This is a genomic window from Pseudomonas sp. LS_2 (genome assembly GCF_042709235.1).
Taxonomy (GTDB): domain Bacteria; phylum Pseudomonadota; class Gammaproteobacteria; order Pseudomonadales; family Pseudomonadaceae; genus Aquipseudomonas.
In genome coordinates this window covers 82,801-101,624 of sequence record NZ_JAVAYC010000004.1, presented here as the reverse complement: position 1 = coordinate 101,624, position 18,824 = coordinate 82,801, and the positions used below count along the sequence as shown (strand labels likewise).

General features: G+C 51.1%; 14 protein-coding genes and 2 pseudogenes. 5 read left to right on the top strand and 11 right to left on the bottom strand.

The window, feature by feature from the left end:
- Positions 1 to 57: 57 nt before the first annotated feature.
- From RAC97_RS05050 to RAC97_RS05035, 4 genes are all read right to left on the bottom strand, one after another.
- Positions 58 to 1,419 carry an MFS transporter gene (locus tag RAC97_RS05050; protein WP_375097697.1) on the bottom strand — a complete coding sequence of 454 codons (1,362 nt, stop codon included), beginning with the start codon at positions 1,417 to 1,419 and terminating at the stop codon, positions 58 to 60.
- A 118-nt stretch (positions 1,420 to 1,537) separates the two neighbouring features.
- Positions 1,538 to 2,416, bottom strand: a complete 879-nt coding sequence (locus RAC97_RS05045; protein ID WP_076384822.1) for an alpha/beta fold hydrolase — start codon at positions 2,414 to 2,416, stop codon at positions 1,538 to 1,540.
- A 3-nt stretch (positions 2,417 to 2,419) separates the two neighbouring features.
- Positions 2,420 to 2,800, bottom strand: coding sequence for a hypothetical protein (locus RAC97_RS05040; protein ID WP_133973017.1), 381 nt, complete (start codon positions 2,798 to 2,800; stop codon positions 2,420 to 2,422).
- Positions 2,801 to 3,261: 461 nt separating this feature from the next.
- Positions 3,262 to 4,164 carry a LysR substrate-binding domain-containing protein gene (locus RAC97_RS05035; RefSeq protein WP_375097696.1) on the bottom strand — a complete coding sequence of 301 codons (903 nt, stop codon included), beginning with the start codon at positions 4,162 to 4,164 and terminating at the stop codon, positions 3,262 to 3,264.
- A gap of 230 nt (positions 4,165 to 4,394) precedes the next feature.
- Between RAC97_RS05035 and RAC97_RS05030 the strand changes: the two genes are divergently transcribed.
- Complete coding sequence (locus RAC97_RS05030) at positions 4,395 to 5,786, top strand: aldehyde dehydrogenase family protein (protein WP_375097695.1); 1,392 nt, start codon at positions 4,395 to 4,397, stop codon at positions 5,784 to 5,786.
- Between the two features lie 428 nt (positions 5,787 to 6,214).
- Here the strand turns inward: RAC97_RS05030 and RAC97_RS05025 are convergent, their stop codons facing one another.
- On the bottom strand, positions 6,215 to 7,360 hold the full coding sequence (locus RAC97_RS05025; protein WP_375097694.1) for a metallophosphoesterase: 1,146 nt from the start codon (positions 7,358 to 7,360) through the stop codon (positions 6,215 to 6,217).
- Positions 7,361 to 7,443: 83 nt separating this feature from the next.
- Entirely contained in the window at positions 7,444 to 8,805 is a 1,362-nt protein-coding gene (locus RAC97_RS05020) for an FG-GAP repeat domain-containing protein (protein ID WP_375097693.1), read from the bottom strand.
- 201 nt (positions 8,806 to 9,006) lie between these two features.
- Here RAC97_RS05020 and RAC97_RS05015 point away from each other — a divergent pair, with 201 nt between their 5' ends.
- Positions 9,007 to 9,900: a LysR family transcriptional regulator gene (locus tag RAC97_RS05015; RefSeq protein ID WP_375097692.1), complete on the top strand. Its 894-nt coding sequence runs from the start codon at positions 9,007 to 9,009 to the stop codon at positions 9,898 to 9,900.
- Positions 9,901 to 9,946: 46 nt separating this feature from the next.
- Here RAC97_RS05015 and RAC97_RS05010 read toward each other — a convergent pair whose 3' ends face one another.
- The gene (locus tag RAC97_RS05010; RefSeq protein WP_375097691.1) at positions 9,947 to 11,116 is read right to left on the bottom strand and encodes an MFS transporter; all 1,170 of its coding nucleotides are present in this window, start codon (positions 11,114 to 11,116) and stop codon (positions 9,947 to 9,949) included.
- Between the two features lie 150 nt (positions 11,117 to 11,266).
- Positions 11,267 to 11,605 (bottom strand): ArsR/SmtB family transcription factor, encoded by a 339-nt coding sequence (locus RAC97_RS05005; protein WP_375097690.1) that lies wholly within the window; start codon positions 11,603 to 11,605, stop codon positions 11,267 to 11,269.
- A gap of 101 nt (positions 11,606 to 11,706) precedes the next feature.
- On the opposite strand from RAC97_RS05005, the gene RAC97_RS05000 reads away from it, so the two are divergent.
- The 3 genes and pseudogenes from RAC97_RS05000 to RAC97_RS04990 form a co-directional block, all read left to right on the top strand.
- Entirely contained in the window at positions 11,707 to 12,921 is a 1,215-nt protein-coding gene (locus RAC97_RS05000; RefSeq protein ID WP_375097689.1) for an MFS transporter, read from the top strand.
- Positions 12,922 to 14,531: 1,610 nt separating this feature from the next.
- Positions 14,532 to 15,557, top strand: a pseudogene (locus tag RAC97_RS04995) (PAS domain-containing protein); the annotation flags it as partial.
- A pseudogene (locus RAC97_RS04990) lies at positions 15,540 to 15,830 on the top strand (methyl-accepting chemotaxis protein); the annotation flags it as partial. The pseudogenes RAC97_RS04995 and RAC97_RS04990, both read left to right, overlap by 18 nt.
- Positions 15,831 to 15,945: 115 nt before the next feature.
- Here the strand turns inward: RAC97_RS04990 and RAC97_RS04985 are convergent.
- From RAC97_RS04985 to RAC97_RS04975, 3 genes are all read right to left on the bottom strand, one after another.
- The gene (locus RAC97_RS04985) at positions 15,946 to 17,025 is read right to left on the bottom strand and encodes an LLM class flavin-dependent oxidoreductase (RefSeq protein WP_375097688.1); all 1,080 of its coding nucleotides are present in this window, start codon (positions 17,023 to 17,025) and stop codon (positions 15,946 to 15,948) included.
- A gap of 77 nt (positions 17,026 to 17,102) precedes the next feature.
- Positions 17,103 to 17,993, bottom strand: coding sequence for a polysaccharide deacetylase family protein (locus tag RAC97_RS04980; RefSeq protein ID WP_375097687.1), 891 nt, complete (start codon positions 17,991 to 17,993; stop codon positions 17,103 to 17,105).
- 24 nt (positions 17,994 to 18,017) lie between these two features.
- Positions 18,018 to 18,677 (bottom strand): isochorismatase family protein, encoded by a 660-nt coding sequence (locus RAC97_RS04975; RefSeq protein WP_375097686.1) that lies wholly within the window; start codon positions 18,675 to 18,677, stop codon positions 18,018 to 18,020.
- Between the last annotated feature and the right edge of the window lie 147 nt (positions 18,678 to 18,824).

Genomic DNA, 18,824 nt, shown 5'->3' with positions numbered 1-18,824 from the left:
CTTTCGCAAATAAACCGTTGAGGCCCCCGTCAATCGACGGGGCCCATTATCCATTTCTCAAACCGAACCGTGGCCGGACTGAGCAACCTCAAATTCTTCGGCGTGTTGCTTCACTGGCGCAGCGAAGAACAGCATGAAGCCAGACAGTACACATGGGACAGCGCCAAACCAGATTGCAGCTTGCAACCAGGAATCACCAGCACCCAAGAACATCGCCGAGCCCGCGCTGGCAATGATTGCCCCTACCGGGCCAATGCCCGTGACGATCGATGCGCCGGTGCCCCGCACAGAGGAGTCATAGCTTTCACCGACGTAGAACAAGAGGCACGAGTAAGGGCCGATCAGGAAGAACTGGCCGATGCTGTAAAGAGCAATGACCATCCACGTCTCGCTAGGACCGTTGAGCATGGCCCAGAACGCAGCGCCACCCAGCATCCATCCCACAGCAATTACATTGCGTCGACCAAAGCGGTCGCCGAAGTAACCGTGGGTTAGGTATCCGAGATAGGCCACCAGATTGGACAGGAGCAGGATGATCAGCGAATTGCCAAAAGAAACGTGGTGCACGCTCATCAGTACTGTGGTGCCCAAAACGCTAAAGATCTGAACGGGGAACCAGTTAAGAAGGTGCGCACAACCAAGTAACAGGGTGGCTCGACGTGCTTTACCCTTAAGCACGCTTGCCAGCCCGGCAGAGTGTTCGTGTTCCAACCGTTGGCTCTGGGCAAGCGCCTGAGCCTGACCGTTCTTGCCCGAAGCCTTAAGTGCTTTGATTTTGCTCAGCGCCTCAAACTGAGGGCTTTCACGCAAGCGCGTTGCCATAAACGCTACGATCAGGGAAGGGAATGCGGCGAAAATGAAGCACCCCTGCCAGCCGACATGAGGAAGCAGGACTGCGGTCAACCCCGCTGCCAAAAGTGCACCAATTGGCCAGCCGCCTTGCACCAAGCTGTAGATCAGGCCACGACGCTTCGCAATACGAGGATCCTTCGATGCGGAGTACAGCTCGCTCAGGTAAGCACCATTGACGCCTTGCTCGGCGTAGCCAAGACCAGCCAGCGATCGGATGAGGGCGAGCATCAATGTTCCGATCGAGCCAGCCCCTGCCGTCAGCGCAGAGCAGATACCCGCGCCGCCCACAGTGATCACCATGCCAGCCCGACGACCGAACCGATCTACCAGTGGCCCTACTGCGAGCGCTACAACAACCGTACCAAAAGCTACCCAGGTCGCGAGGCGCGCTTGAGCAGCATCATCCAAACCTGTCGCTTTACCAATTTCTGGCAACAACATGCCGAAAAGAATGAAATCGTAAACAGCAAATGTCCAAGCCAGAAATGCCACTAGCGTTGCATATTTTACTTGAGCATTAGTCACGGGCGCAGGTCGCCAAGCACCATTTTCCGGACACTGAGACATTTTTAATACTCCACGAGTAGAATTTTATTGACTGGCAGATACGCCAATCATTCTTGTTGTTTTAAATCGCGGTTCTTTGGATGGGAGGACAGTACTGCTACTGCCTCCCGTCCGGACATTACAACGACTTGGTGTGAATCTCGTTCAGGATGGGGAGCAGATACTCCCTGAAGGCCGTGTAGTCTTCGGTGGCCGGGAAGTGCCCCAGCTTTTCCATAGGCCAGAACTTAGCGCCGGGAACCAGATCAGCTACCATCTGAGTTTCAGCAGGCGAAGTGTTCGGATCATATTCGCCGGTCAGAAGGTAGAGCATGCACTTACTAGTATCAATAGTGCGTGCCTGTTCCGGAGTTACGTTGTGCTCGTAATAGTAATAATTCAGGTCACCGGCAAAGACGCCTGGGCCACCGCACATATACTCCCACTGAATTTCACGCACGTTCGCTTCTGGCGAATACGGTGAGATGTTCAGCATCATTGCCGCGCCGATGGAGTTACGGCTGACATTGGGGTTGTCAAACTCCCGACGGATGCCTGCCATACCGACATCAACGTACTCTTGTGCGGACTGCAGCGCGCCTTCAACCGAGATGGTGGCGCGGTAGTGATCCGGACGGTACAGCGCCAGGTCAATTGCCAGATGGCCGCCCATCGACGACCCCATGTAGATTGGCGAGTCCAGTTGCAGGGCTTCGCTCAGTGCTTGCGGGAAGTCCAGCATGAAGTCGCGAGTCATCTTGTATTCCTGCTCCCACCAGTTCACCCCATACGGCGGCAGGGACTTACCGTGGTAAGGCAGGTCGAACGCGATGACGCGGAACTTGCTGGTGACCTCTTCATCACACAGCAGATGACGATACTGGCGACCGTCGGAACCTGCGGTGTGGCCAACCAGCAGTGGGATACCCTGTCCTGCTTCTTCGTAATACACTCGGTACTCGATGCCTTGGACGTTCAGGTAGATATAGCGACCTACAATTGGATCATGCTTGGCCATTTTTCAGCACTCCTGCGAATGGATTTTGCGGAGCAGCTGCATCATCCGATTCAGTGCTGGCAGATAGGCGAAGGTGGCATGGCTGTCACTGATGGACAGGCCGTGCTTGATGGCTGTGGACTGCAGGCTCTGGAAGAACGGCTTCGGCTTCTCAGCGAGCATTTCTTTCCACAGTTCAGGTGTGCCCTTGACCATGATCTCGGTTTGTGTGTCGTCCGGAGCTCCCGACTCCACAGCTTCCAGTTTCCCTTCCTTGAAGGTCAGGTGATGCTGTTCTGAACCGGCAACCAGCTTGAGGGTACCGTTGAAATAGCGAGTCTCCCGAACGAATTCCGGATCCGTTTTGGCGACCTTTTCAAAGGCTTGAATATTGATGATAGGCATATCGTCACCTGATTATTTTTGTTGATTTCGCATCCCTGCGATCGGTATGGCGCTGGTACAGCTCCTGCCATACCGGTCTCGATTCCAGAGCCACCTAGGAGCCTTCGATTCGGCAGCTACCCGTTATGATTGTAATACAATAATACCGCTACTCAACGCCAATATACCCCCTATGCGACGAGTTGCAAGTCCCTGATGAAAAATTTCCTAGACTGCTCTATCCCCCGTATTCTGCGGGGCGCGGGCTACAAGGGCTTGACCAGAACATTCTCTTTGCGAGAACGATCCCTTCCTTCGAATTCAGTTTTTTTGCAGATCGAGCAGCGCTATGTTTCGCGATGTCACCCTGCTCAGCCACGGCGCTCCTACGCCGTACGGGTGAACTCAGGTAACGCTGGTCTGCTTACCGTCTTTGCCCGCCCTGTAGCATTGGGGCGGCCTTTTTTTTTGGCCTAAAGAACTTAAGCCGTGGCTTTGCCTAAGGGGTCAGCAGCATCACTCTGCGGCAGGTCAGGGCTAAGCAGTTGAAGGAGAGCACTCACGTTTGGGTGCATGAAGCCTTTTCGCCAGGCCAGCCAGATCTCCACCTTCGAGAATGACTCCGACAGTGGGAACGACTCCACCATTTCGGCCCCCTGCATCGCGCTTAGCATGCTCCTCGGAAACATCGCGATCCCAGCACCTGCGGACACACAAGCGAGCATCCCGTGATAGGACTCCATTTCGAAAACACGGGCCGGCCGAACCCTGGCAGATGCAAACCAGTTTTCGAAGTGGCGACGGTATGAGCAATTTGAACGGAAGGCATACACCGTCTCGCCGGCCACATCACGCGGGTGCCGAATAGGTGCGTGTTTGCGCGGAGCGATGACCAGCATGTCCTCTTCAAAGACCTTTTGACCATCCAATGCCAAATGCCCGATCGGCCCATCGATGAACGCCGCTGCGAAGCGACCCTCGCTGACGCCAATGATCATTTCTGCTGAGGAGCCAGTTGTCAGATCGAGCTGCACTGCGGGGTAGTGCTGGTGAAAGCTTGCTAGAACCGCCGGCATCCTCACGGCTGCCGTGCTCTCCAATGAACCAATGGCAAACATGCCATGCGGTTCGCCACCCTTGATTACCCCCTTTGCCTCACTCACTAGATCTAGGATCTTCCTGGAGTAGTCCAGAAAGACTGCCCCGGTGGGAGACAAATACCGGCGCAGCCGTTGCCTGATAAAGAGCTCAACACCCAGCTCGCTCTCCAGTTGCTTCAGCCTTGTCGTGACGTTCGAGGGTACACGGTGTAGGCGCTGCGCCGCAGCGGTCACGCCTCCCTCCTCTGCAACAGCCCGGAAAATCTCAAGCTGCGTTAGGTCCATAAATTCACCAAAAGAGAATGGATCATTCTGAAATATTCATTTTTTGCCGATGCCCATCCGGCGTATGGTATGGGTTAAGAAGCAAAAGAAAATACAAAATTATTGTAATACAGGGATACGATGAAAGCTTCAGGATGCAACGAGCTCCTGCAGATGCAACCCCCGCACACCGACATGCGCCCAACGCCCCAGAGGCAGAAGCGCGATGGCTGATTAAGAGGAGAAAGAAAATGGTCTACCCGGACTACCGTACCGAAGCCATATCGCTAAACCCCTCCACTGGCGAGGTCGTAGCTCGATATCCCTACCAATCCGATGCCGAGCTTGATGAGGCGTTGGAGCGCGTACACAGAGGCTTCGAAACGTGGCGAACAGTGCCTGTCGTGGAGCGTGCGGCTATCCTGACCAACATGGCTCGCGCGCTGCGTACCAATTCTGCCGACCTAGCACGAATGGAGGCCGTCGAGATGGGCAAACCCGTCAGTCAAGGGCTCGCCGAGGTTGAGAAGACTGCGACATTGTGCGAGTGGTATGCGGAACACGGCCCATCGATGCTGGAACCCCAACCGACGCTGGTGGAAAACAACCAAGCGTTCATCGAATTCCGCCCACTGGGCGCAGTTCTGGCTGTGATGCCTTGGAATTTCCCAATCTGGCAAATCCTGCGAGGCGCCGTCCCGGCCATTCTTTCAGGTAATCCATACGTTCTTAAGCATGCACCTAATGTCATGGGTTGCGCCTACCTGCTGCAGCAGACGTGGGAGGCCGCTGGACTTCCGGCAGGCCTCTTTGAGGTAATCAACGTCACACCAGGCGGCGTAAGCCGGGCGATCAAGGATCCTCGCATCGCATCCATCGCAGTCACTGGTAGTGTACGTGCGGGATCTGCCATCGCCGCTCAAGCTGGAGCAGAACTGAAGAAATGTGTCCTGGAATTGGGTGGTTCAGATGCTTTCATTGTTCTGGCCGATGCCGACATCGATGAAGCCGTGAAGGCCGCCACTGTTGGACGCTTCCAGAACACTGGCCAGATCTGCATCGCTGCCAAGCGGATCATCGTCGAAAGGGCCGTGGCTCACGAATTCGAAGAGAAGTTCGTAGCAGCCGTTAAACAGCTCAAGATTGGTGATCCGATCCACGAAGCCACCTACATCGGGCCAATGGCTCGCTTCGACCTTCGGGAAGAGCTGGACGGCCAAGTCCAAGCGACGATCAATGAGGGAGCTCGTTTACTGCTGGGCGGCAAAAAGATTCCAGGTGACGGCAACTACTACGAGCCAACTATTCTGGCTGACGTCAAGCCTGGGATGACCTCCTTCGTTCAGGAAGTCTTTGGGCCGGTCGCCTCCATCATCGTGGCAGACAGCGCGGAACATGCCATTGAGCTCGCCAACGATAGTGAATTCGGACTTGCTGGAAGCCTGTGGACAGTTGACGTCACCAAAGCCAAGCAGTATGCGGCTAGGCTGGAGACCGGCGGGGTGTTCATCAACGGCTACACCGCTTCCGACCCTCGCGTGCCGATTGGCGGCGTCAAGAAAAGTGGCTTTGGACGGGAGCTTTCCCATTTCGGCCTGCATGAGTTTTGTAATGTGCAAACCGTCTGGATTGACCGCCGCTGACCTAACAAAATACGAGTCGTCCACGACCTCCACATGCGAAAATGCGGCATCGTGCGATAAATTACTTAAGAAAATTTTGAAAATTACGCTCATCAGCCGAAATGGGTGACTTGCTCATCCCGAAAATCCTTTTTATCAGTTACTGAAATTGAATAATGGAAATACTTTGCTTTTCCTTCCTTAACTAGTGTACCTCTTCCCCAGCAGTCATTGGCTGCTGCGGAAGAAGTGCATCCGTATTACACAAGACTCAGAGCAAATACTTAACCTTGGCGCGATTTACGCCGAATAATTAGGATTTGCAGTATCAAATTTAGCTCACTGGGTGCTCAGGAAAGCTTGCCAGGATCTCACCGGACCGAAATATCAAGCACATGTATACAAAGCAGAAAATTTTGATAGGTATCGGGAAAAACAAGGCCAAGAGTTTAAATTTCGCCAAGCGACTTATTGTTTGGCGACCTCAAAGTGAATTCAGTAATTTCAGAAGGCACTCCCAAGCGAATAGGAAACCCCATCCATAGCCCAGTACCGTTGCTGACATATAGTTTCATTCTGTTAATATCGTAATCACGGGAGATGAATCCTTCGTTGGCATAAGCTACGATTTGGGATAAACCGAAAATCATGCCACCATGCGTATGTCCTGAGAGCTGAAGCTGCACACCTGCTTCTGCATTAGCCCGCGCGCCCTGAGGTCGATGACTGAGTAAGATAACAGGATCTTTGATAACTCGGTCCTGCAGGGCCTTTGTCAGATCCGGTCCAGCAAAACCGTACTGGGGGGCAGACTCGTCAGTAATACCGGCGATGGTTAAGCCTGCCGATCCTTTATGAATTCGAATATGCTCGTTATTCAGCATTCGAATCCCCATCCTCTCGAACACCGGTTCCCAAGCTGAATAATCAAAGTAGTACTCGTGATTTCCAGGAATACCGATAACTCCGTGCGCTGCCTTTAGCGCTGCAAGGGGTGCTACATCTTGACTTCGAACGTCTGTATACCCATCAATCAGATCACCCGAGATCAATATCAAGTCTGATGAAAGCGCATTCGTTCTCTCTACAACAGCCTGAATCCAGGACTCTGGAAACAGGCGGCTGATATGTAGGTCGCTAAGTTGAACAACTCTGAATCCTTCGAGATCGGCAGGCAGATTCTCGATCACAATCTCCAGTTTTCGCACCGCGGGCACCTTGATCGCCTCCTGAACCCCAACCCCCCCTAGGATCAGTGCGCCCAATAGGGATGCCGACCTGATTTGAACGTTGTACTTGGTAAACCAAATGCCCCGCTTCATAAGCATCATGACCAGGAGCGCAATGTCACTGATCAAGACAAACACCACCAACAGTACAAAGGCGCAGAACAGCCAGCCCAGCATCAAGACTGCGTGATATGGTAATTCAGGCGACCACATGTCTCCGTAAATAAGCAACGACCAATAATGATATTTTGCGATAATAAGCAAAAGGCCTGCTATCATCAGCCTCGTCGATTTGGAGAGCGGTAGCGGATAAACGAATCGCGCGGAAACGTATAGATATGCAATCGTCAAGTACGTATGAAACACTCTGTTTTCCTTTGTCAAGAGCAACGAAGCGACTTAGAGACCAGTCTTCGGGCGCCGCCGGCTCGCGTGTTGACTACATCGTGCTAATCATTTTCTTTCTGCTTGGCAGATCGCGGTTTCAGTAAGGGTACGGGCGCAAGGGATGCCAAGTAACTTTGTTTATCGGTCAGAAGTAAACGGGCCTGTGTACCCCACCCGCCAATAAATATATCTTCTTTACCGTCACCATCCAGATCCCCTTTCCCCATACTCCAGCTCCGACCGACCGTAATACCGGGAACAACAGTATCAGTGACGTCTTCGTAATAGCCTTTGCCATCGTTCTGCCAGGCGCGAACCTGAAGCGGCACAAAACCAGGGATTTGAATAGCGCCGACCAATAGGTCCGGGCTACCGTCTGCATTAAAGTCAACCACCCGTCCCGCCCAGCTGGAAAACGTGTGAGATGGCAAACGCGCCTTGGTTTCATCACGAAAGTGGCCGTTGCCATCGTTTATCAGAAGGCGTGTCTGTGGATTTTTGTCCCAGCCAAAATTGTTACTAGTAATATTGAAGTAAACGATGTCCAGCAATCCGTCTCGGTTTACATCAAGGACATGGACTTCCCGCGTCTCCATAGGAGCTTGCAGATCCAGCCGCTCCGAAGCATCGCTGAAGTGCCCTTTTCCGTCATTAAGCAAGAGTCGGTTGGGGTGGGCTGGGCTCGCTATCGCCATATCCAGATCACCGTCGCTGTCCATGTCGGCCAGAACAACCCCCTCGGTTTGGTCATTGGTATCCGGCAGATGGGACCGTGTGGCATCGACGAAGTGGCCAGGCTGCTTCGGGTCGTTCAAGAAGAGCAGGTTCCTGGCCGGGATTATCTCTGCATCCGGGGCATAGTCCGTTTCCCCTGTGCTGCCGATCACGATATCTGGTAAGCCGTCACCGTTCACATCGCCGAGCGCCAACGCATTCCCTTGGCTCGATGCCGGCAGTCGACCACTCGCATCAATAAACCCACCCTTACCATCACCGAAGAACAGCTGGTGAAACTCATCGGCTTCCGCGACAAAGACTACGTCCTGGATGCCATCCCTGTTGAGGTCAGCGGCCCGGACATGCTCGCTGTCATGTATGACATTTCCGAAGGCCCCTGAGGACTCACTGAGTACGCCATGACCGTCATTCAAGTAGAGGCGGTTGACGCCATGCTCGACCGATACCACTACGTCGAGATCACCGTCCAGGTCAACATCGATGAAAACCGAATCTGTAACATGGAGCATCGGCACAATGGGAACATTGGTTCCAGTTACATCTGCGTAGGAGCTAGAAGGACGTTCCACAATAACGTGAAATGCGTCACCTGGCTTGGCGGCATGAGACGTCTGAACGGTTAACGAAAACGCGGTGATGAAAATAGAAGCGAGAGCCCGTTGACCACTATTAAAACCCTTTTTCATATGCGATCCTTCCAGTGATGCATGCAAATAGATCTCAGCTGTAAAGCTGCATTATTGCCGGTGTGAATCGGATTGATTAGAGACTCATTGGCGAATAGGCATATGACGCGACATCATGAATGGGGGGTGTAGCACGGTGCTTCGTTGAGATATAAGCTTTGCGTGGCAGCATAAACACCCTTTCATGACACAGGTAACTAAATGTTTCAAGATGAGTTGGGGAGCCTTGCGGCATTCGTTGCCGTAGCAGAGGCCCAAAGCTTTACCCGTGCCGCAGGACGCCTCGGTACATCCCAGTCAGCGCTAAGCCATAAACTCAAGCGCCTTGAAGATCGACTGGGCATACGCCTACTCACTCGCACAACCCGCAGCGTATCGCTGACCGAAGCCGGTGAACGGCTTCTGGAAACACTCAAGCCTGCACTTGAAGAAATCACCTCCCAACTGGCGACGCTGACCGATATACGCGACAAGCCGGCCGGCACCATCCGCATTACCTCCGCCGATCATGTCGCCGAGACAATCCTATGGCCTGCATTGAACCGCTTGCTACCCGAGTATCCGGACATTCAAGTGGAGGTGAGCGTTGATAATGGTTTTGTAGATATCGTCGCAGATCGCTATGACGCAGGCATTCGGCTGGGTGAGAACCTGGATAAGGATATGATTGCCGTCCCGATAGGGCCCGCAGAGCGATGCGTTGTTGTCGGCTCTCCTACCTATCTGGCCAAGTACTCCGTGCCTACGCACCCCGATCAATTGAGCAAACACAGATGCATCAACCGACGCTTTCCAAGTTCGGGTGGCATTTCAGCATGGTACTTTGAGAAGGATGGTCAGCAGCACCAGGTACGTGTGACCGGCCAGGTAGCGTTTAACAGGCCTGAAATGATCCTTGAAGCGGCCCTTTCTGGGTTCGGACTTGCTATGATGCTGGACTCACAGGTCACCAAGCAGGTTAAAACTGGCCGTCTCGTACGCGTACTCGACCAATGGTGCCCCGAGTTTCCTGGTTACTACTTGTATTACCCAAGCCGTCGGCAGACTCCTCCCGCGTTTCAACTAATAGTAGACAGCCTACGGTACCAAGGATAGTTTCATGCCATGTTTGACCGCTTACTCCACAACACTTTCGCCTGAGCTAATTCAACGGCACTGGCTTGGAAGGCGAAAGCCTTGCTCTGACGATTAGTGCAGTGATGACAAATCCTCCTCCCAGAAAACCGATATATTCCACCCCAATACGATCCACTAGCAACCCGCCCGTTACGCTCCCAAGCATGATACCGAGGTTAATTGCTGATACATTCATCGCTCCTACCAGTTGCGCGTTAGGCCCCGCTCGGCGCATGACATCAATACCAGTCATTAATCCTACAGCCGCATGGCAACTACCTACAGCCAGAATTGCAAAAGGCAACAAATAAATACTTGCACCGAACAACGATATGGCAAACAAAGAAGCAACCAAGACAAGCAACAACCTCCTTAGCATTCCTTCCAAAGGATCTGGAACACGCTTGGCTACGATTAAATTACCAAAAATATCGGCAATCCCATACAACGCGAGCAATGGGGTCACATAAATCGATGGAAACCCGCCATAACGAATCATCATGGTAGCGAGATAGCTGAAGACAGCCATGATTCCACCGAACACCAGGAGGTAACTCAATAATGCCCATACAATTTCAGGATCGAGAAGTACACGCAGACGCATACCTATGCCTCCTGAGGCTTTCGGTAAGGCATCGTCAGCGACATATATCCATTTGACAACCATGAGTAAGGCAATTGCGCTCAGCGCGGACATCAGCCCCAGTGCGTTCTCCCAATGTGAAGCATCACTTACTGCCTTTCCTATAGGCACACCTATTACGGATGCAATAGATACCCCGATCAATACCCGAGATACAGCCAAACTACGAAATTCCGGTGCTGACATCGCTGCAGCTGCAACAGATGCGTTTGTCCAAAACATAGCAACACCTAAACCGCCAAGCGCCCGCCCAATCAATAGCATAAAAAAGTTATCAGTTATGGCACAAAGAGTATTCCCTAGAAATAATGCAATACAGGCAACGATTAGCAGTCGCCGTAAGCTGGCACGATGTGTGAACACTGCGATAACTGGGGCACTAATCCCCATACCAAGCGCAAATGCGGTCACGAGCCATCCGGCTTGCCCAAGAGAAATCTGGAGAGCGACGGAGATCTGCGGCAACAACCCTGCAACGATAAACTCCGAGGACAACATCACAAAGGCAGCTAAAGTTAGAACATAAACCCTAGGATTGACCGAATTATTCATGATACTTTCAAGCCGCCCTCAAAAACAGACATATAAATCAAGCCTCTCCTAAACCCTACCAAAAACTCACTGAAACACAAAAATGTCTGTCTTGGGCGACACAAACACCAAGTATTATTCAGTAGAGATAACCTTGATAGCAAAAGCCATTTAGGGCTTATCAGAGACATATTGCTCATTCAGCTCATTTACCAACAATTGAAGCAGCCCAGGAAATCGCTCATCGATATCCTCACGCCTAAGTATTGACGCACGCCTATTTCCATAATCGATCTGACTGATCAACCCAACCTCACGCAATACCTTGAAATGATGGGTCAATGAGGCCTTAGCAACAGGAAAGCCAAACGAAGCGCAACTACGCTCAGTTCCATCAGGCATTGTTGCCAGGACGGCAATGGCTGTACGGCGGAGGGGCTCCGCAAGTGCTCGAAATATACCGTCCAGCGTGATTTCCGCTCTGGTCGGTTGTGGTAACAGTTCAGACATGAAAACCTCAAGGTATGGCTTGACATTTACCTATCGAAAGGCAAGATATGGCTTTCATCGTACCTTCGCTGGTAAGCCACGTCTAGAGAGTGAAAGCAGCCATGTCCAGCAACACCCTTCCCACTGCGACAAGAGGCAGTCAAACCTCCGAAAGCACCCCGACACTTACAAATCCACTGCTATGGTTGATGGCTGTAGCGGCTGGGGTTGGGATCGCAAACATCTATTACAACCAGCCCCTACTGGATCAGATCCGCGTCACCTTCGGGGTTGACTCGCAGACTGTCGGCTGGATCCCGACCCTGACCCAGTTTGGTTATGCATTGGGCATGCTGTTCCTTGTACCGCTGGGCGACATGCTCCAGCGTAAGCACCTGGTCGTGCTGTTCTCAACGCTCACCGGCCTGGGTTCTTTGGCTATCGCCGCGGCACCGAACCTGCACATCCTCGCGATCCTGAGCTTCGTGTACGGCCTGTGCATCATGACACCACAACTTTTGGTTCCGTTCGCGGCCCATCTCGCCCCAGCAGAGCAGAAAGGACGAGTGGTCGGGTTCATGGTCAGCGGTATTCTGCTGGGCATACTGCTGGCTCGTACCGTCGCCGGTTTTGTCGGAGCTGCGTTTGGTTGGAGAGCGATGTTTATGCTGGCAGGTGTCATCATGACCGTACTGGCCATCCTCCTGGCAAAGGCATTGCCTCGCACTGAACCCACCTACAATGGACATTACATAGGCCTGCTCGCGACTGTCTGGCAGCTACTGCGCGAACAGCCTGTCCTACGTGAGGCCTGCTTGTTTGGCAGCATGTTGTTCGGCTCCTTCATGGTGTTCTGGTCTAGCCTGATTCACCTGATGGAGGATCCATCGTTCGGCCTGGGCCCTCGGGCCGTTGGTCTGTATGGCCTGCTGGGCGCTGCAGCAGCACTACTCAGCCCCGTTATCGGCAATTTGGCCGACCGTACCAACCCACGTCGGCTGACCGGCCTGATGATTGGCCTAGCCATTTCGTCCTACCTAATATTCTACTTCGGACGTACTAGCTTGATCATGATCGGTATCGGCGTCCTGATCATGGACGTTGGTGTCCAGCTCGGACACGTAACAAACCAAGGTCGGATCTTCAAACTTGTACCAACTGCTCAGAGCCGCATTCAGACCGCCTACATGTTCTGCTACTTTAGCGGTGCTGCCGTTGGCTCTGCGTTCGGTGCCTGGGCCTGGAGCGCCTACCAGTGGGCCGGAGTCTGCGCCGCTGCAGTTCTCATGTTGCTGATCGCTTCTGTGAAATGGCTGATGCCCGCGCCTCGCGGCTAGGCCTGCTCGTGATCCGCACAACTCTACGTTGAAATGGAAATCACATGAAGTATATCAAGCTTGGGAAGACCGGCCGTGACGTATCCAATACCTGCCTAGGATGTATAAGGCTAACCCAAATCAAGTAATCATGCCTGGGCATTTGACGAAGCGGCCTCCCGTCATATGCTCAAGCATGCAGTAGACAATAGACGTAACTTTCTTTGACACGGCTACTCAGCAGGTACCTCTGAAATAATCCCTGGCAAACTGCCCGCAACGACATTGGTCTCGCTGCCAAGGTAATATCCTCAATTGCGGGAGGCGAGGCAGCTGCAAGCAGTAACGCTAAGGGTCTTTCCCGCGAGACAATCATTAAAAAGCTCGATGCTATTCTCAAGCGCCTGGCCATCAACTACATATCGGCCTCTACCAAACCCATCAATGAGACTATGACAATCCCATCGAGGACACTATGGGGACGCTGCATGGCATAGCTAAATCAGGGAGCGCCAGATACATCGGCGCATCGTCGATGTATGCCTCATAACTAGCCATTACTTGGGAGGTTACCCGTTACAACAACTGAGCGAAGTTCTCGATCATGCAAACCCATCTGAATCCGATGTATCGGGAGGACGAGCGTGAGATGGTGCAGTTGTGCGCCGATCAGAACATTGGATTGATTACATGCAGTCCAATCGCCGGGGCTGGCTAGCTCAGCCCAAGGGGCAGCAAAAGGCCCGTACTGAGCGCAGAAGATCTGCCTGCGCCCCCACGGAGGCCGGCACTCATGTGATCGATGCCGTTGAGCAGAGTCTCAAGCGTCTAGACATTCGAATGGCCAATTTGGCCTCCTAGCTGAACAGCAAACCAGAAGTCACAGCACCAATCGTGTGGCATCTAAGGTCGCCTAATTATATGAGGCCATTGCGGCGCTCCATGTAGAACTCGCTGTGAAGAAATCGAAGAGCTTAGCTTAATGCGCCCTGTATGCCCCAAAGCATAAGTGATGCCATGAGTATTAAAGGCCGCTCTCTAACGAGGTGACCACTTCGTCCCCCTTGAGATAGAAATTCGATTTATAGGCAATAATTCAACCCGTAAAACTTTAACCAACCCCATACAAACTCAAGTCGACTCTAAACTCTAATTTATAAAAAAATAGATATCTCTCTAGCGGCGTCAGTTCTGGCCTCGATAATTTTCCGAAAATGAGCACTCGCACTACTCAGCGCCCCCTAACAACAATAATACAAGCAGTGCCTGAGAACACCCACAATAAAAAAGTTGGTTCAAAATTAATAAACTACTAATCTAAGTCAAAATACATCACACCTCCCAACCAAGATGGCATCTCACAGCTTCCAAAGTGCTCACTGCATCACGCATTGGAGCAGATTGCCTTCAGCTTGCCAGTCATAAATTCAAGTTTTGAAGATAATCATGCGACCCCATCGCGCTTTGAGAAATGGCGTTACGCGAACGGGCAATTGCCTAACTTAAGGTCAACCAGCAGCATAGTGGTTGCGTGCTTAACGCCGTACCACCTAGCGGCATCGAGTCGCCAGCTGGGAAGGCGCAATGATATTCGCATCGATAACGTCTCCGAAATATAAAATGGAATAAAAATGTTCAAACTCCCGTCCAGCCGCAAAACGACCAAAGCCCTTAACCGATTACTTTCCGCTATTGAAGACCATCAAAAAGAACCAGTAGACGACGGAAGCTATAATTCAAAATTAATTCTAAATATCTGGCACACCATACAAACACAGCGCCATACCCTAGAAGCAAAACTCTCCTCGACAGAAACAGAGCTAAGCAACGAGAAAACACAAAACAACGAAGTCAAGCAGCAATATGAAAATTTAAAAATCCGCTTTGATCTGGCAAGCTCATCATTGATTGAAGGCTTATGGGATATGCAGGTTTTGATCGAGGACCCGCTAAATCCAAAAAGTCCATTCTGGTGGTCAAAACAGCTCAGAACAATGATTGGATTTAGCGATGAACAGGACTTCCCTGACACGCTAGACAGTTGGACTGACAGGTTACACCCTGCAGATAAGCAGTCGACTATGGAAGCATTCAAACGACTGGTTACTAGCCGATCAGAGTACCCCCCATATAAAATCGAATATCGACTAGCCATGAAGTCCGGAGAATATCGTTGGTTCTCTGCACAAGGAGAAGCACTTCGTAACTCGCAAGGCACTCCGATCAGAGTCGCAGGCTCGCTAATTGATATTCATGATAGAAAGGAGAAGGAAAAGGAGCTTGACATAGTTTTCACTCGTTTTGAACTTGCCAGAGAAATGCTGAGCGATGGGCTCTGGGACATGGAGGTTATCGCGGGAGATCCCGTAAACCCACGGAATCCATTCTGGTGGTCACCGCAATTCAGACGGCTTCTGGGTTTTGAATCGGTTGAGGAATTTCCTGATGTATTGAATAGTTGGGCCTCGCGAATTCACCCTGACGATAAAGACTTATGCATGAAAGCATTCACTGCACATTTGAACGACAAGTCAGGTAGAACGCCCTATGACATTGAATATCGGTTGAGTTTGAAATCTGGAGAATATCGGTGGTTTCGGGCGCGTGGTCAAACGAAACGAGATGAATATGGAGTTCCTGTGCGGGTTGTCGGTGCTCTGGTCGACGTGCATTTAGAACATGAAGAGCAGGAAATGCGCGATACGCAAGCCAGGCACAGGGCAGGTCTTGAGCAAAATATCCAGCAGCTGACAGCAATTGTTTGTACGATCCAAAGCATTGCCAGTCAGACAAATCTTCTTGCCCTAAATGCAGCAATTGAAGCTGCGCGGGCCGGTGATGCAGGTCGAGGCTTCGCCGTTGTTGCTGACGAAGTCAGGAAATTAGCCACCCGCACTACAGAAGCCACACAACAAGCAGCAAGCATGATAAAAATATCTGAGTAGTTTAGAAGAAAAAAGGGGCGTGCCTGAGACACGCCCCTTTTTTACTATGCCACAAAAAATAACTGGTATTTTCTTACTGCCATAGTTGCTCCTTTTTACTTTAGGCTGCTTTTCTTCCTGCTACGCACTTTAGCTTAGGTTGAATATGTTCGCCAAAATCACGAATACCTTGAATGAAGTCCGGGAACGTCCACATGATACCGGTAATGCCAGACTCCTCCGCAATTTCATCAATGGTTCGCGCCACCGTTTCATAAGATCCAGAAATAACCGGAATGCTCATATAAGCCATATTTCCATCAGCCGCCGACTGCTTCAATGCATCACGCAGGTTATCACTGGTACCACCTTTATTGGTATCCATCTGCGCGCTACCAACCATGTTGGCAATAGCACCTTGATCTGCTTGATCAATTATCTTCTGAGTCAGTGCATGCGCCTCCTCGTCAGTCTCGGCTGCAATCAACGTAAAGCAGGCAAGTGTACCCACCTTGCGATCAAATTTCGCAGATGCTTCCGCGGCAGCCTGAGTCAAACCTTTCAGGCGTGAAGGCGGAGCCATCACAAAACAGTAATCACCATGTTGAGCTGTAAACTCAACGCCTTTGGGTGACTGGCCTGCACAACAGATTTTTATGTCGCTCTTTGGCATCGGCAAGCAACTGCAGTCTTCAAGCTGAAAATGCTCGGACACCTTAGTAGTACGCTTGTTTTTCCACAATGAGCGCACGATCTCAACATATTCAGCAGCGTAATCGTAGCGCTCTGAGTGATAGTTGTCCGATGGCCAAAGCCCCATCTGATCATACTCTGGACGGTTCCATCCAGTAACAATATTCAGTCCCACCCGCCCACCGCTGATATCATCCAGAGTGGAGATCATGCGTGCGGCCAATGCCGGGTGAAGACTCGGGATACCAGAACTGGCGAACAATCGAATTTTGCTAGTTGCTGCCGCAAGACCTGCCGTGAGAGTAAATGACTCCAGACAATGATCCCAATAGCCGGTTTTGCCACCAAAACCTCTGAATTTGATCATTGAGAGAACGTAGTCAAATCCAATACGCTCGGCCTCCTGGGTGATTTGAAGGTTGTGCTCAAAAGTCGGCTCGTAAACCGGGCTACCTTCAGAAAGGATGTAACCGTTGCTGCCGTTAGGCAGAAAAATACCAAATTCCATCACAACCTCCATCATCACTAGCTTTTAGCCAAACGCCTCAACAAGGCAGAAACTGGCTTGTTTTATTAAATTGTTATTTACTTATTGAGATAGCTGGCCCGATACCAGTCATTTATTTCGTCGCCTGTTGCCAGCCAAACATCAGAGTGGCCTGCAATATACTCAAATGCACGCTTCAGGTGCTTAGCCCGGAATGGTTGGCCAACCAAGAAGGTATGCAGGCAAATAGGCATAATACGCGCATTTGATCTACCCTCCTCGTACAATACGTCAAACTGATCAATGATCATGTCACCAAAGTCTTTGCCAGAAAGCCCAATATTCATAATTGCAGGAATATCATTGAGCTCTACAGAATACGGTACTGAAATCAAACTACCAGAGCGCGTATTAAACTTGAAAGGCTGATCGTCAGCGGTGAAATCACAAAGGTACTCAACACCTAACTCTGCCAAGATGTGCGGGGTATTAATAGTTTCGGTCAAGAACGGCCCAAGCCAGCCTTTTGTTTTACGACCAAGCGCTGCTTCCATTTTATCCAAAACTGTACTGATTATCTGACGCTCTTTCCTCTCATCAATATCCGCAAGGAAGTTAGCACCGGCATTATTGATACCGTGACCAATCCATGCCCAGTCTCGACGCACGCCCTCCTCAATAATTTGAGGATATTCTGTAATAATGTCAGAATTCAGACATACCGTACCGCGCATTTTTAGCGAATCCATGATTTCCATCATACGCCACAGGCCAACACGGTTTCCGTAATCGCGCCAGCCATAATTGAGAGCATCTGGGGAAAACTTTGTAGTCCCAGGAACAAGCGCAGTACCCGGAATATTCTCAGGAAAGTGTTCGATATTGATAAACGGTACGACAGCGACGCGAGCACCATTTGGAAGTTTCAATGGCGTTCGGCTTATAATAGGCTCGAAGTCGTAATGCCGAGTTTGAGTAAGTTTATTCATAAAAAAGTCTCCTGAGCCAGGTAATTAAATGGTTGGACGCTCGACGAAAGCATCGAAGAATTCGATCACGCTCTGCCGGGTGACCACATCGCCGTACTTACTATCAATATCGAATAAGTTCGCCTCATGTGGACCTTCATGACGATCACCAACACATTCTCTTGGGACAATCACACGAAATCCGTTCTGGACACCATCAACTGCCGTTGCGCGAATACAGCCACTCGTAGAGCAACCAGCGAGCACAATTGTGTCTATACCTGCAGCTGTGAGCATCGATGCTAGACTGGTTCCAAAAAATGCACTGGCGTACTGTTTGGAGATTACTGTTTCAGTTTCAAGCGGTTCAACACCTTCACATACATCGCTAAAAGGCTTCTGCACCAGGCATTTAAGAACCGGAGCTTTTTTAACCCAAACGCCCCCATCGAAAAATGTTGAAGTGTTGTAATCAACTACCGTATGGATAACAGTAATGCCATTACGTCGAGCTGATTCCAGCAGCCCCACCGTTTGCTCAACGGCGGGCGCAACACCAGCGGCGAACAATGGCGCCCCGTCCATGGTATAGGCCTTGACAAAGTCAATAACTAGCAACGCTGCTTTTTTACCAAAACCAACGCGGTTATCCCAAACACCCGCATAGTTTTCGGAGACACTACTCGCCACTGAGGATTTAATCATTTTTATTCTCCACTCTGGCCAGCCAAAGACGAGCCTTCTTAATAAGAAATATCATGCACAAGAGTGCCGAACTCAACAATACGCATTTTGGCAAAGCAACATTCTCCAACAACGACCCCCACCCAAACTCAAAGCGGACTATGCCCT